This window comes from Terriglobia bacterium (genome assembly GCA_020072565.1).
Classification (GTDB): Bacteria; Acidobacteriota; UBA6911; order UBA6911; family UBA6911; genus JAFNAG01.
Genome location: JAIQGI010000023.1, coordinates 23,476 through 37,692, shown reverse-complemented (window position 1 = coordinate 37,692; position 14,217 = coordinate 23,476). Strand labels below are relative to the sequence as shown.

10 protein-coding genes are annotated in these 14,217 nt (G+C 59.5%); all 10 read right to left on the bottom strand.

Annotation, left to right across the window (positions count from 1 at the left end; genetic code table 11):
• Positions 1–14: 14 nt before the first annotated feature.
• The 10 genes from LAP85_15885 to LAP85_15840 all read right to left on the bottom strand — a co-directional run bounded on the left by LAP85_15885 (position 15) and on the right by LAP85_15840 (position 14,132).
• Positions 15–2,684: a hypothetical protein gene (locus LAP85_15885; GenBank protein ID MBZ5497884.1), complete on the bottom strand. Its 2,670-nt coding sequence runs from the start codon at positions 2,682–2,684 to the stop codon at positions 15–17.
• Positions 2,685–2,739: 55 nt separating this feature from the next.
• Positions 2,740–3,438: a hypothetical protein gene (locus LAP85_15880; GenBank protein MBZ5497883.1), complete on the bottom strand. Its 699-nt coding sequence runs from the start codon at positions 3,436–3,438 to the stop codon at positions 2,740–2,742.
• A gap of 542 nt (positions 3,439–3,980) precedes the next feature.
• Positions 3,981–4,766, bottom strand: a complete 786-nt coding sequence (locus LAP85_15875) for a PEP-CTERM sorting domain-containing protein (GenBank protein ID MBZ5497882.1) — start codon at positions 4,764–4,766, stop codon at positions 3,981–3,983.
• 314 nt (positions 4,767–5,080) lie between these two features.
• Entirely contained in the window at positions 5,081–6,175 is a 1,095-nt protein-coding gene (locus LAP85_15870) for a glycosyltransferase family 2 protein (GenBank protein ID MBZ5497881.1), read from the bottom strand.
• Positions 6,172–7,107, bottom strand: coding sequence for a glycosyltransferase family 2 protein (locus LAP85_15865; GenBank protein MBZ5497880.1), 936 nt, complete (start codon positions 7,105–7,107; stop codon positions 6,172–6,174). The genes LAP85_15870 and LAP85_15865 overlap by 4 nt, the downstream gene beginning before the upstream one ends.
• Positions 7,108–7,119: 12 nt before the next feature.
• On the bottom strand, positions 7,120–8,142 hold the full coding sequence (locus LAP85_15860) for a glycosyltransferase family 2 protein (GenBank protein ID MBZ5497879.1): 1,023 nt from the start codon (positions 8,140–8,142) through the stop codon (positions 7,120–7,122).
• 72 nt (positions 8,143–8,214) lie between these two features.
• A complete protein-coding gene (locus LAP85_15855; protein ID MBZ5497878.1) occupies positions 8,215–9,324 on the bottom strand; it encodes a glycosyltransferase family 9 protein in 1,110 nt (369 codons plus the stop codon).
• Positions 9,325–9,586: 262 nt separating this feature from the next.
• Positions 9,587–11,992 (bottom strand): glycosyltransferase, encoded by a 2,406-nt coding sequence (locus LAP85_15850; GenBank protein MBZ5497877.1) that lies wholly within the window; start codon positions 11,990–11,992, stop codon positions 9,587–9,589.
• Positions 11,989–13,290, bottom strand: a complete 1,302-nt coding sequence (locus LAP85_15845) for an ABC transporter ATP-binding protein (protein MBZ5497876.1) — start codon at positions 13,288–13,290, stop codon at positions 11,989–11,991. The genes LAP85_15850 and LAP85_15845 overlap by 4 nt, the downstream gene beginning before the upstream one ends.
• Positions 13,290–14,132, bottom strand: a complete 843-nt coding sequence (locus tag LAP85_15840; protein MBZ5497875.1) for an ABC transporter permease — start codon at positions 14,130–14,132, stop codon at positions 13,290–13,292. The genes LAP85_15845 and LAP85_15840 overlap by 1 nt, the downstream gene beginning before the upstream one ends.
• Positions 14,133–14,217: the final 85 nt, after the last annotated feature.

The following is a 14,217-nucleotide window of genomic DNA, read 5'->3' as shown; positions in this document are numbered from 1 at the left end:
CTTTGCTGATAAAGCTAGAATGAATATTTCAGGGCGATCTCGATTTCCCGCGCGCGCCCTGCGCCAAAAATCTTGCCGAAATCGGGAATCCCAAAGGTCGAATTTGGTTTGGAGAAATTGGTATTGTTGAAGGCATTAAACAGCTGCACGCGGAACTCCAGGAGATTCCCGCTGTCGGTGATTCTCGTCCGCTTGATGAAGCTGATGTCCCAGTTGCGGCTGCCCGGCGCCAGCAGGACGTTTCGGCCGCTGTTGCCGAAGCCATATTGCTGCCGCGGGGTAACAAACGCACTGGTGTCGAACCAGTGATCGATCGTGCGCAGCGAGGAGTCCAGGAGACCTGACCCTATCCGGTCGGGTCGATCGCCCCTGACGCCATCGTTGTTCGGATCCCCGGAAAGGCGTGGGGTGAAGCGGCTGCCGCTTGAAAAAGTTGTTTTGCCGGAGAGCCGCCATCCTTCAAATATCCTGCGCAGCCTGCCTGTCCACTCGAGAGGAAACGCCTGGCCCCGACCGAGGGGCAGATCAAGAATATAGTCCAGAAAAAACTGGTGTTCCTGACCCTCCGGCGCTCGTTCTGCCCGGAGGTTGCGCGGGTTGGAGGGCTCGTCACCGTCGTTGCTGAATACCCGGTTCCAGCGGTAGCTTGACTGCAAAGAAAAGCCGTTGGACACGCGCTTCATCAGGTCGAGTTGCAGAGAGTTCTCCGACGAAGAACCGCTTCCTGTGAGGATGCTGAAACGTCCATAAGCAGGATTCGGGCGACGATCCTGCAGAGTGCCCGGCCCCGGCAGCGGAACATTGGCAACCAGGTTCCTGGGCGAGCGGCTGGATTTAGCTCCCACATACGAGACCTCGGCATTCCAGTTGCGTAGGAACTCGTATTGAATCGACATGTGCCACTCCTGGATATAACTGTTGCGGATGTGCGGCTCGATCGCACGAATGTTGAGTTCGGTCGGGATCGCCGTCTGGAACGGATTGCCGAGATTCAAATCCGGACTGTCTTCGGAGGCCTCCGCTCGCTCGGTGTAAAAGAAGGGGTAATTGCGCCCTACATATTCGAGAGCATGGTCCTCCTCCAGAGGATCGTAATGAAGCTGGTAAGAACTCCGGATCACCAACCGGTTGTTGCCCAGAGGACTGAATGCCAGACCGATGTCAGGCGCCCAGTCGTTACGGTCATTGTAAACCGCCTGCCCGCTCGAGAGCCCGCTCAATCCAAGCCGGGACGCTTCTGTGCTGCCTGTGACGACGATCGTGCCGTTGCGCGGCGGCTCAAAGAGGAGCGGTGCAAACGTGGCGACATTGTCGCGCTGGGATCGATAAAAGGGGAAGTAGTTGTAAGCCAGCGACAGCGAGAGGCTGAACTTGCGGTTGATTTTCCAGTCATTCCGGGCAAACAGCATCCAGGTCCTGCGCCTTAAGTCGGCCCGGTCAGAGCCGATGCCGCGCTCGGCCACAACGGGAATGCCGAGCAGGAAATCGGCAAATGCATCGCCTGTATAATCGCCGGTGAACTCGAAACTGCCCCGCCGGGTGCCTCCGGTTCGAGTGTTGTTGATCTGGTAAGCGCCAATCTCGACGCCGAATTCCATGTTGTGGCGTCCACGTACATAGGTGAATGCAGGGCTGATCTCGAGATTATTAAGAAAAACGGTATTGGGCCAGTCGGTGTCGCCGCCAAGCCCCGCGTAGCCGGAGATGTCGAAGCTCGGATACCCCTCATCAAGATCGTCCAGAGGAGACAGGCCCGTAATGCCTAAGGATGCCAGGAGGCCATGTTGACCCGCTTGAGCGGAAAGCTGCTGCTCCGTTTCGCGGGAGAATTTAAGTCCCAGTGACGCCACCATGTTCTCACTGAAATCGTGGTTGTATTCAATCGAGATACTTTGATTTCGCCCCTTCGTAGTAGCGCCGAAGATCGGGAGCGAGTTGACCTCGATCTCATTGCCGTTGCGAAGGCTGTAGCTGGCAAACAGCTTTGAGTTCTCGCTGAACTCGTAATCCACCCGTCCGGTGAACGTGTCGTCGTTCTGGACCTGAGGGAGGCTGTTTACGAAATTTCGAGATGGATCGCTGCGGTTGGGATCGGGAATGACACCCAGCAGTTTGGCGCTCACCGGATGGATCCGCTCTTTGGGAATCTGATTATTGAGGAATGGATCCCCGGTGAAAGGGTCGACGAGCGTTTCCGGGAGCGCGCTGAAATCACCTTTCTTCATTTCCAGAGTGGGGACATGCGAAATGATGGTCGATCCCTTATTGATGCGCAATCCGTCGTAAGTGCCGAACAGAGTCAAACGATCGGATGCGAGAACACCAAAACTTCCACCGAACTGATTCCGCTTGTACTCAGGAAGATTCTGCCCCACCGGATCGAAAAAATTGCGGGCATCGAAATTATCGTTCCTGTGAAATTCGTAGAGCGACCCGTAAATCCGTCCTCGTTTTCGCACCGAAAAAGGATTCACGATTTCAGCAATAGAACCCGACTGGCTGCGACGGAAGGCTGCCGCTTCCTCCCCCAGTTGGATCTTGAACTCGTCGACCTTGACCAGGGAAGGATCGGGTGCGACTACGGCCCCTTGCTTGGCGGTGTCCGATGATTGATCCGGCTTCTTTACGGGATCCTGCCCGGCCGCTGCGGTCCAAGCTGTCAGTGTCGAAAACAGGATTGTCATGCACAGCTTCTCGGCCCATAAGCCCATTGTGTAATCCCTCTGCTGTAGACATGTATTAGATGATGAGTTCTCCGTTGATCCACATGTCCTTGACCGCAAACGATGCCCGGAGACGCGGAGTGGCGCCGGGTACTTCCAGGAGCTCAAAAACAATCTTCCGGGCTGCTTTGGATACGACCGGCACGCCGGCGATCGCTCTCGGGAAGACGAACTTGGCTCCTACCCCCTCTTCGCGCGGCAGGAAATATGTGGCGAGCGGAATCTGCGGGAACTGCTCGGTGGAAAGGAAGGCCTTGTTCTTTAGAGTTTCAGCCGTCTCCTTCTGGAAAAACCTTCTGGCCGCGCTCTCCTCGTTCGGATCGTTGGAACGGAAGCTGACCGCAACCACGATCCAGCGCTCGACGTCAAGCTGCAATCCGGGCTCGATCAACGTGTCGAAGCGGCGCCTCTCCTCCGCGCTGAGCTTGTCGTAGCCATATTGAATCTGCTGGATGCGCGCGATCGCTTCTCGGATTGGTTTTGCCGAGAGAAACCTCACATAGAAGGTATCGAAAATCTCCTTTTCCCCTGAAACTCCACTCCCCACGCCGCTGATCAACCGTGTGAATGTCTCGTGCCGCGCCCATGGGGAAGAGTTCAGGACCTCCACCGCTTTGGATAGGGACCACTTTTGTACCAGCTGCTCATCGGCTGAGCCTGGATCAGCCGCGAGCAACGACAGGATGCCTAACACACCAGCCACCAATGACCACATTGGGCAATTCCTCGTTCCGAGATGCCTGTCGCACGGATTGCAGACCCTTACGGGCCGCGTTGATCATGCATGAATGAAGCCGTGCGTGATGGAACGAATCCCCCCAGATGTCACGCGCGCAGCCGGGTTCCTTCCGATTGTGAGGATTCGCCCTGATCTCCTTGCGACCGCTTTCTGCTGCAGCCAATCGAGCCCGGCCCCTGGGATACCGGACTATTCGAACCAGCGCCATGCTACAAAAGGGAGGATGAGAAGATGATGAGAAGGATCTGTGCGATCGAGAAACAGGAAGGTCGCGGCCGCCGCGCGGGAAGCCTCGTTTTTTGATGGAGGTGGCTGAAACAATCATTTCACGTACCTTGTGCGCAAGTTCATCGGCCGTGACGACCGGTGCGCGGTCAGCCCGCTTCCTGTCGGTGACGTCGCGAAACAAGGAAAGCCGGCACGGTTTTTCTTTCCAGCGAACGGGAATAATGATGAAGAAAAGAGCGAGGAAGGCGGGGAGAGACGGGGCAGGAGGCACGCCCTGCCCCGCGATAGGTTCAGCGCGTTCTCTTCCAGCGCCAGAGGCCGAGCGTGGCGAGGCCGGTACCAAGCAGCAAAAGAGTGCTCGGTTCCGGCAACTGCGGTGGCCCACCGACGACTCCGGCTTCCGTGTAGGGATTGTCGTAGATTGTGATGCTGTTATTTTTCTTAATGCTCTCGCCGTATGCGGCTGCGATCGTACCAAGCGGCAAATTGGAGGAGAATTGCACATCTACTATGCCCTGTGCGCCAAGAGCCGTGGTTAAACCAAATACATAGATCCCGTATCCGGTGGCAGTAATGCCGAACAGACTTGAATCGGTGCCCGCAAAGTTGCCAAAGTTGTTCGAGTTATCGTGCGGTGAATTCAAGCCCAGGAAGCCATAGACCTCCCCTGTGGTCATGCTCCCGTTATATCCGCTCCCAGACCATCCATAAGCCCCGCCGGCGTATCCAAACGTGGCGCTTCCGGAGGAGAATCCACCCGGATAGCTGCTATAAGGATTGTACGCACTTACGCTGGAGATCGAGCTGGAGCTGAACAGATTCGGATTTGTCGCGTTGGGCACTGCCAGGATCAACAAGAGCGGATTTACCAGGAAATCCGCGCCACCCTGATTCTGAAAAATGTCCAAGCGGTTCAAGCCGATTGAATTGGGATCTCCGGCACATCCTTGGGCACAATGGGTGCCTGCTCCGGGCCCCAGATGTAGAGTCGCTGGATCAAGATAGATCGTGTCCGCTGTCGCATGCGCAGCTATCATCAGCATCAACAGCGACATGAGAGCTAGGATTCGTTTCATGCTTATGACCCTTTCTCGACAACTCGAGGATGCAATTCCTCTCATGCGCCTAAAAGCATTTTCAGGTCCAAATGTCGAGGACAACAATGACAACAAACGTAAATTACTGAAATCGTGGATCTTGCGTCGCGCCAACTTGAAAACTGTTCAGGAAATGACTGCCGCACTGCACGTGAGAATGTAAGTTCTCTTACACTCAACTCGGCAAATTGATAAATTATTGCATTAAGGTGTTGTACGGGCGTGAGTTAACGTACCTGGATGCATGTAAGATCCCTTTACAGACATAATGCTAACCATTTTCAACGCAATACTTACGGCTTCCGGTTGCGGGCAAACCCCGGACCGTTCCTGACACCCGGATCAGGATGCCCGCTTCCCGACCCCACTCTGTGAGGCTTTGAGACCGGGCACTTCGAGAACCAGGAGCGGAGTTCGCGCGGTGCCACGCGGCGCCGCCCGCGCAGAGCTTTGCGCTGCGCCCACGCGCGCGGCAAGGCTTTGCAGAGCAGGGGGAAGGCCCGTAATGACGAGGGCTCGCGCACGAGGACGTAACCGAGCGCCGCGGCATCGCGCGCGGTGATGGGCAACAGGAAGCGCGCATAGGTGCCGGCATCCATGTTCTTGATACGCAGGAGAAAGCGGTTCTTAAAGGAGTGCATGTTGATGTCGGCGGGCAGCGCGGCGCGCCGTTCCGGCAACACTCTGCGCACGTGGAAGCCGTGCGCTTCCGGCACATAAAGGCAGCGCCAACCCAACCACTGGGCGCGCCAGGCCAGATCGGCGTCTTCGCGGTAGGCGAAGAACGCCTCGTCGAAATACTCCTCGCCGGCCTTGGCCTCCTCGAGCATGGCGCGGCGATAGAGCGCAGCGGCGCCTGAAGCTCCGAAGACATATTCGCGGCTCTCATATTGACCCCGGTCCGGCTCGCCGGAGCCGCGATCGAGATGACGCTGGTTGGGAGTCAGGTACATCCCCGTCGTATCAAGCACCTGCTCCGAGAGTGGCGGAGCGGCAGCTGTGCCGGTCTCTGCTCCGGGCTGCCAGCGCCAGAGCTTTCCGGTCGCCGATCCAGCCCTGGCGTCCTGCTCCAGTGCGCTGACCAGGATCGCCAGAAAGGGGGGTTCGAGCACTACATCCGGATTCAGCACCAGGACATAGTCCGACGGCGTCGCTGCGATCAGCTGGTTTTGGGCGGCACAGAAACCGACGTTTCTCTTCAGGCGGTGGATCGTTCCCAGGAAATCCGCGTACTCCGCGGCGATTCCGAGCGACCCGTCGGTGGAAGCGTTGTCTGCGAGGCAGACGACGCAGTCGCGCCAGGTCTGTGCCCTCAGGCTCTCGAGGCAGCGCTTCAGATAATGCGCCGAGTTGTGAGTGACGATGCTGATGAGCACGCGCGGGGTCATGCGCGTGCCTCCCGCGCGCCGGCGAGGTCACGTGCAACTCTCCAATAAGCGCGTGCGGGCGTGGCGGCGGAGCGGCCCCGAAACGGGGCTGCCGGCGCCGCCAGCAGGGCGCGCAGGTACAGGCCCGCAACGACTAACCGTCGCACGCGCGCCGATGCCGCGCTGCCGTGGTGTTTTTCGAAGTAGCGGATCTGGTTGGCGTGATAGCATCTCAGGAATTCTTCGCGGGTGAGATTGCGCAAGCTGACGGCGCCGTGATGCAGGAAACGCGCGCGCGGCTCGAATACGATCCGGCCGCCCGCATCGCGGATGCGCTTGCACAAATCGACGTCTTCAAACCAGGCAGGCCGGAAGCGTTCGTCGAAGCCGCCCAAGGATTCGAGCGCCGCACGCCGCACCATCAGGCAGGCTGCTGCAGGCTGATCCACGTCTCCGGGTGAACTGTAATCCCAATCGGTCATGCGGTAGCGACGTGTCCAGGGATTCCGAGGCCAGAGTTCTTCGAGCAGCAGCATTTCTGCTGCTACTGCCCCGATGCTGGGAAAGGCGCGCACATTAAAGCCCGCCTGATGCGCGCCCGCAGCGTCGAGCAGGCGCCCGCCGACGGCCCAGACGACCGGTTCACTCTCGAGTCGCTGAGCCAGGCCTTCAACTCCGCCCGCCAGGCTTTCGGCATCGGGATTCAGGAACAGGATCTTCTCCCCCTGCCCTCGGTGCCAGCCCTGATTGCAGGCCGTTGCAAAACCAGCGTTCTGATCGTTCCGCAGCAGTAGCAGGGGGCTGCCGGCCCGGCCAATGAACTCGAGACTGGAATCTCTGGAAGCATTGTCGACGACGATGATCTCACAACCGGCTGCGTGCTCACGAAGCGAACAGACACAGTGCTCCAGAAGCGGACCTGAGTTCCAGTTGACGATGACGATGGATACCATTCTGCCTGCCGCCTAAAACAGCCGGAAGTACCAGGCCAAAAAGTGTGATCTTCCCGCGTCCCGGCGCGAGTAGTCGCGGCGCGCCAGGTTTTCCGATTCCAGGATCGAGCGCCAGAGCTGTTCCCCCGAACTTTTCCAGAGACCACACATGCCGCGGCGATGCCTGAGCATGGCCGGCGCCAGCGTGATCGCTCCAGCCAGCCCGCGCAGGTAGCTCCACAGCCGGCCGCGGACCAGCACGCGACCGAACCAGAACGCCTGCCCGGCGAGAATCATGGGGCTGCAGCGCCACAGAATGCGCCCCGGCACACTTTTCAGCAAGAGCAGGACCGCATTACGCGTGCGCAGGCGCACCGCCAGTGGGGCGAACTCGCCGCCGCTGGTGGCGCCCCCGAGATGAAAGACCACGGCACCGGGCACGTAGTAGCCGCGTGCGCCTGCGGCCTGCAAACGCAGCCCAAGGTCAACGTCCTCCAGATAGGCGAAGAACTGCTCATCGTACCCCCCCGCGGCTTCCAGCGCAGTCCTGCGATAAAGCGCCGCGCAGCCGCAGGCGGAAAAAACCTGGGTCTCGCGGCCGTACTCCTCGCCGTCCGGCTTTTCCTGCCCGCGGCGGTAGCCGATGCCGGCGCGCAGAAAGCAATCTCCGGCGCTGTAAATGCGCTTGCGGTTGCTGTAGTCCAGGATGCGGCACGCCAGGAAGGAAGCATCGGGATGCCGCCCGATTGCGGCGGCGCACTCCGCGAGCCAATCGTTTGCGGCCTCGGTGTCGTTGTTCAGAACCGCGATCCATTCTCCGCGCGCAGCCTTGACGCCACGGTTGACTGCCGCAGCGAAGCCCAGATTGCCTTGCAGGGACAGAATCCTGGCATGAGGTGCCACCCGCCGTACCAGTTCGACCGAGTGATCCTGAGAAGCGTTGTCGACCACCACTACTTCCATCTGGAGGTAGGTCTGCCGCATCAGTGATTGCAGGCAGGGCTCAAGGCAGGCGGCGCCGCTGTAATTCGGAATGACGACCGAGATCAATATCATCAGCGGATTATAGCAACCGCGAAATACACGAAATACACGAAAAGTTCTCTTTCGCGTATTTCATGGCCGCTGTCAGCGGCGCAGCAGCCGGGCAGCGGCACCGAACACCCTCTGTGCCGGGATGGCCCGCATGCACGTTGTCTTTTTCGGGCATGCGCTCAGATAACAGGGGCTGCACTCGAAGTCGGAAACGATCATCGCCCCCCGGCCGTAGAGTTCGATCTCCTTGTGACAGGTGGCGCCGAGAATGACGAGCGCGGGTACCCCCAACCCGATGGCGATATGCATGGCGAGCGTGTCGCCGGTGACAATCAGATCGAGGTTTCCGATGATTCCGGCAAAGCTGCGCAGAGAGTGATGCGTCCCTGCGTTCACCGGCGCATGAGCCGCAGCGGCCGCGATGCGGGCGTTGCGTTCCGCTTCCGCGGGTCCCCCAAGGAGCAAGGCCGTAGCTCCGAGTTGGCGTGCTAGCAGATCGGCCAGCTCGGCGTAACCCTCTTCGGTCCATTTCTTGGTGGCAAAGAGATCGCTCGCACCCGTATTCAGGCCGACTTTCAAGCCCCCGGGCGCGATTCCCAATGTGCGCAGCAACTCCCGTCCCGCGGCGATCTCGGCCACCAAGTCCGGCAGCAGATACTCCTGTGGTTTGGGATAGGGGAGCCCGGCGCACTCAAATAGCAGCTCCGGGTAAGTCTTGGAGTTGAGGCGGAATTTCAGCAGATCGTCGATGCCGAGCTCGAACATGTACTCAGAGTTGGGGCTCAGCGGCTTGACATTGCCGTACCTGCTCATGCCAAAACCGATGCGATCGCTCGCCTGAACGCCCATGGCCATCGCGATCGCTTTCGGCTCTTTGTCAAGACAGTAAAGCTGGTCGAAAGTTTCGCGGCCGATCTGGAGGACGCTTTCGAAGCTGTACGGTACCAGCCGGTCGATCTCCCCCACCCCCTGCAGCAAAGGCACAGCATCAGACTCGGTCAGCCATGTGATGTGCGAGTCCGGATAAGCGCGCCTCAAGCCGCGCAGCAGGGGGGTCGTGCGCAGGACGTCGCCCACGGCGGCGAGTTTGATGATCAGGATGCGTTTCCCGAAGGGCGCGTAGTGCGGGCAATCCTCACATGGGCGGCGGTAGATGCAGGGTTTGTGCCCCAGGAAGTGCCGGCAGTCATAGTGAGCAATCATGGCGCTAGCTCGAAACCTTCATGGCACCTCTGCGAAGCCTGAGCCAGACGACCAGCAGCCATGCGAAGCGGAAGGGAAGTACCAGGAGTTTGATCAGCTGGAGAAACGGGATGCACATGCGGCGAAAACCATGCACTCCACGAGATTCGGACGCAGTCGTCGAATTCATTAAAAAGCCCATTTCTGCTGAACGCCGATCAGGGAAGTAGGAATTCTAGCCCCCGGGACGTTGGATCGCCAGGGGAAAAACCGCTCTGGCGCATTATAAAGCGGCGCCAGGACGCCGCACTTCAATGCCGTTTTGCGGCGCCTGCGCCATGTAAGTCTGATAAAGGCCGTCAAGCTGGGAGGCGACGGCATCCCAACCATAGAACTGCTCGGCAACTTTCCGGCCCTCGCGTCCCATGCGTTCGCGACGGGCAGGGTCCTTGAGCAGTGCAGCCACACGCGCGGCGAAGTCCTCGGCGGTGTCGGCGACCATGAGGTTCTCTCCATCCCGATAACGCAGGCCGGCACATGCAACCGATGTGGCCACCACCGGCAGTGCCATGCCCCAGGCCTCCAGGATCTTGCCGCGAATGCCCACGCCCAGGCGCAGGGGTACGACATAAACTGAACCGGACGCCATGAACGGCCTGATGTCCGGCACAAAGCCGGTTACTCGAACTCCAGGGATATCTGCCAAGGAGAGGATTCGCGGAGATGGATTGCTGCCGATGATGAAAAGTTCGGTGCCCGAGACCTTCGCTCGCAGCAAAGGCAGAACCTGGCTGCAAAAGTAAACCATGGCATCGGTATTGGGCTCATGCTGGAAGGCGCCGACAAACACCAGCCGGCCCCCCGATGCCGGCTGTTCGGGAGGCTGGAAGTAGTCCAGGTCGACGCCGGTATTGATCACATGGACCGGGGCCGACGGGCAGAATCGTCTCAGCTCCTGCATGTCGGGATCGGTCATGCAGATCGCAGCGTCGACGCGGTGCTGCAGCGCCACCTCGCGGTCGAGAACCTGAAGGTAGTTGTAAAACCAGCGCAGCTTGAGCAGCGGATTCGATTCCACTCGCGCGCGCCGCGCCCAGGCGGCGAAATCAACTTCGTGCTTGGTCAGCAGCGTAGGAATACCGAGTGCCTTTTGTGCGTATCCAGCCATCTGCGTGTATTCCAGCTGGATCAGGTCGAAGTCCCGGCTCTCGAGGCAAAGCTGCATGGCCTGCTCCATCTGCGGGATGAGGAACTCTCTGAAAGGCTCATAGGCGAAAGGCTGCCAACGCGGCGGCGCGAGGCGCGGCATGGCGATCACCATTTCGCACATGGACTCCAGCTCCGGCAGGAACTGCTTTTCCTCTTCTCCCTCGATGAAGGTGAGCAACGTGACGCGGTAACGCCGTGTGATGCGCCGGAGCAGATGATACATGCGGCCGGCGCCGGCATGCCGTCCCAGATACGGGAGATAGGCGGTCATCCAAAGAACGCGTGACGGCTCCCGCGGCTGAATCCGGTGCGCGGAGCGCAAGCGGGCGAAATAGAGCGCGGGCATAGCCAGGAGCTTAAACACCTCCGTGTCCGCGCGCGCCTCGCGGAAGGCTGCGCGCAGCCTGGCACGGACCAGCGCCGGGAGCCTGACAACGGCCTGGAGCAGGCTGCGCCACACAATCAGGCCGTGATCGCGAGCCAGGCGATAGCAGTTCCAGGGGAGAAATGTGGAGTGAGCAAGCAGCAGCGGCCAGCTTTGAATGTTCTTCCAGAGGAAGAGGAACTGATTGCGCTGGATCAGGGTTTGCAGCTCCGCCGGGGCAAAGCGCCGGCTGCTGGTGGCGCGGTGTTTGTGATAGACGATGGAGCCGGGAGCAAACAGCACCTCCCAGCCGGCCTTCCATGCCCGAAAGGAGAGGTCGGTGTCTTCCACGTAGGCGGGCGAGAAGATTTCCTGAAATCCGCCCAGCATCAGGAAGCGCTCGCGGTGGAAGGCAGAGGATCCGCCGCCTGCCCAGAAGGCAGGATAGCAGGGCCGGAGCAGTTCCTGCTCATCGACATCGCGGTGGGCGAAATCGATGAAGCCCCGGCGGAATACCGCGGTGGTCATGCCGGTCTCTTCCCGCCGCGTCGATGGGTCCTGGTGATGGATGAGGCTCGATACCGCGAAAGTGTCCGGCCCGAAGCCGTCGAGCAGCGGGCGGAGAAATCCGGGGTCGACCACCATGTCGTTGTTGAGCAGGACGACGATGTCGTGACGCGCGGCCCGCACGCCGGCATTGTTCCCGCGCGCAAATCCCAGGTTTTCAGGCAGCTCGAGGAGGCGCACCTGCGGGAATGAGGCATGGATGTACTCTCGCGAGCCATCGCTGCTGCCGTTATCCACGACCAGGATTTCATGCGGTCGTCCGTCACGCCGCACCGCCTCAACAATGGAAGGGAGCCCTTGCGCGAGCAGATCCCTCCCGTTCCAGTTGAGGATGACGATGGAAGCGAGCCCGGACAACGGCTTGGCATCGGCGGGCTCCGGTTTCCTGCCGGCGCGTGCGGTCCGCCCGATGAGATTGAGCAAAAGCAAAGCTGCTGCCAGCAACGCGAGCAAGGGCGTCAGCAGCAAAGTCATAACGGCAAGGATCAAACCACGAAACACACGAAAAGTTCCTCGTGCGTTTTGTGCGTTTCGTGGTTTTTCGTTCACTCTCCGCTCTCCGTTGCGTCTGAGGAGTAAGTGCGCACGTCGACGTCCATCTTGAGCATGCCGTAGACCAGTTCATCGCCCTGCAAACTGAACACAAGGGCGTTGTCGATCCAATCGCACATGTCGTGCTTCTGGATGTCCCCCTCGGCGACAGCGGGGGCAAAGGAGTAGCCTCCGGCGGCCATGCGTGGCAGACGGATCTGAAAGTCGCTCGTATAGATCTGGCCTCCGCGTGCGGCAGGCAGAAGGGTACCCGCATAGCTTGTGTTGCAGGCGGAGATCTCGACGCCGAGCCGGTCGCGCAAGGTGTAGCCCAGAATGGGCCGCGGAACATCCTGCAGGAATTCCGCCGAGATCCGCAGCAGGACGGTTTCGCCGCCGAAAACCTCCCTGGTCGGGCTCCCTTTCGCATCAAGCAGCTCAATGCCGATCACCCTGGCCTTTCCATTTCCGAACCGGTGATCGATGTTCGGAATCGTGCGCACGACCGGCATTTCTCCGCTCGCGGTGATAACGGCCCCTTCCGTCGATTCTCTTCCATCACCCTCCGAGCCACCGTAGCGGCGCATGCGCTCGAAGATCAGGACTCGATACTTGTTCACGACCTTTTCGGGCGGCCCGGCCTCGAGCAGGCGGCCGGCATCGAGGAGCAGCGCCCGATCACAGAACTTGGTCACGGCTGCCAGATCATGCGTTACCAGAACGGTTGTTTTTCCGCTGGAGCGCAACTGATTCATCCGGTGCATGCAGCGATGCTGGAAGATCAGGTCGCCGACGGCGAGGGCCTCGTCCACCAGCAGGATCTCGGGATCGACATTGACCGCCACCGCGAATGCCAGCCGCATGAACATGCCGCTCGAGTAAGTCTTGACCGGCTGCTCCATGAAGTCGCCGATCTCGGCAAACCTGGCGATCGCATCAAAGCGTTGCTGCATCTGGCGTTTGTCCATTCCCAGGATGGCGCCGTTCATGAAGACGTTTTCCCGACCCGTGAACTCCGGATTAAATCCCGAGCCCAGCTCCAGCAGGGCAGAGACCTTTCCGGTAACGAAGCAATCACCCCGGGTCTGGCGCATGATTCCCGCCAGGATTTGCAGGAGCGTGCTTTTCCCCGAACCGTTCTGGCCGATGATGCCGAGAGTCTGGCCTTTTTCGACTTCGAAGGAGACGTCCTCGAGCGCCCAGAATTCCCGGTGCCGCGGCCCGCGCGCCAGGTGAAGCACTTCGCGCAGCTTGTCCCAGGGCCGGTCGTAGATCGCGTACTTCTTGGACAGGTGTTGGACCTGGATGACGGGCATTAGAGCACATCCACGAATTCACGTTTGATATGGCGGAAAAACAGACCGCCGGCCACAAACACGGCCAGGGATGCCAATGCGAGCAGCGCCAGCGACTGAAGATCCGGCATCCTCATGCGCAGCAGGCAGTCTCGGTAGCCGGTCACCACATGAGCCAGCGGATTCCAACGGACGACAAAGGAATACTTCGCAGGAACCTTAATCCCGGTATAGAAAATCGGCGTAAGCCAGAACCAGAAAGTCAGGATTACGGTAAGCACCTGGGAAATGTCCCGAACAAAGACGTTCAGACTGGAGATAAACCAGGCTAACCCGAGTGTGAAAAGCATCAGGATGACGAGATAGATCGGAACCAGCAGGATGAAAATACTCACCTTGCCCAAGACAGAGAAAATTATGCCCAGCAGGATTGCGAAGCCGATCAAGTGATTGACCAATCCAGCAAGCAGCACGGTCAAGGGCAGAATCTCAGTCGGAAACAGGGTTTTGGTTACGAGGTTGGCGTTGTCCACTATGACCGTGCTCGAGCGTTGCAGCGTGTCCTGGAAGAAGAGCCAGGGGAGGATGCTGCAAAAAAGAAACAGCGGGAAGTTGGTCGTGCCGCTGTCGGGCGGCGCCCCCACGCCGAAGATCTTCATGAAGACAAAGGCATAGCTTGTAAGCAGAACGATCGGGTGGATCACACTCCAGAAGAAACCCATAAACGATCCGATGTAGCGTCCCTTCAGGTCGCGCACCACGAAATTGCGGATTAGATCGTGCTGAAGATAAATCTTGTAAAAGAAGTTGCTGAGGATGACCCACGGCGTCCGGACCGGATGAACTCTCGCGCCCGCTCCCATTGCTCAACCTCCCTAAAGCCGCGCATTATAGCAGACCTGGACAACCAGGAGTCAGGAGCCAGGAGTCAGAATCAAGACGCCCGTA

What these genes read in the sequence shown, in the direction of transcription:
- LAP85_15885 (MBZ5497884.1), bottom strand. Translation starts at nt 2,684, where the DNA reads ATGACAATCCTGTTTTCGACACTGACAGCTTGGACCGCAGCGGCCGGG.
- LAP85_15880 (MBZ5497883.1), bottom strand. Translation starts at nt 3,438, where the DNA reads ATGTGGTCATTGGTGGCTGGTGTGTTAGGCATCCTGTCGTTGCTCGCG.
- LAP85_15875 (MBZ5497882.1), bottom strand. Translation starts at nt 4,766, where the DNA reads ATGAAACGAATCCTAGCTCTCATGTCGCTGTTGATGCTGATGATAGCT.
- LAP85_15870 (MBZ5497881.1), bottom strand. Translation starts at nt 6,175, where the DNA reads ATGACCCCGCGCGTGCTCATCAGCATCGTCACTCACAACTCGGCGCAT.
- LAP85_15865 (MBZ5497880.1), bottom strand. Translation starts at nt 7,107, where the DNA reads ATGGTATCCATCGTCATCGTCAACTGGAACTCAGGTCCGCTTCTGGAG.
- LAP85_15860 (MBZ5497879.1), bottom strand. Translation starts at nt 8,142, where the DNA reads ATGATATTGATCTCGGTCGTCATTCCGAATTACAGCGGCGCCGCCTGC.
- LAP85_15855 (MBZ5497878.1), bottom strand. Translation starts at nt 9,324, where the DNA reads ATGATTGCTCACTATGACTGCCGGCACTTCCTGGGGCACAAACCCTGC.
- LAP85_15845 (MBZ5497876.1), bottom strand. Translation starts at nt 13,290, where the DNA reads ATGCCCGTCATCCAGGTCCAACACCTGTCCAAGAAGTACGCGATCTAC.
- LAP85_15840 (MBZ5497875.1), bottom strand. Translation starts at nt 14,132, where the DNA reads ATGGGAGCGGGCGCGAGAGTTCATCCGGTCCGGACGCCGTGGGTCATC.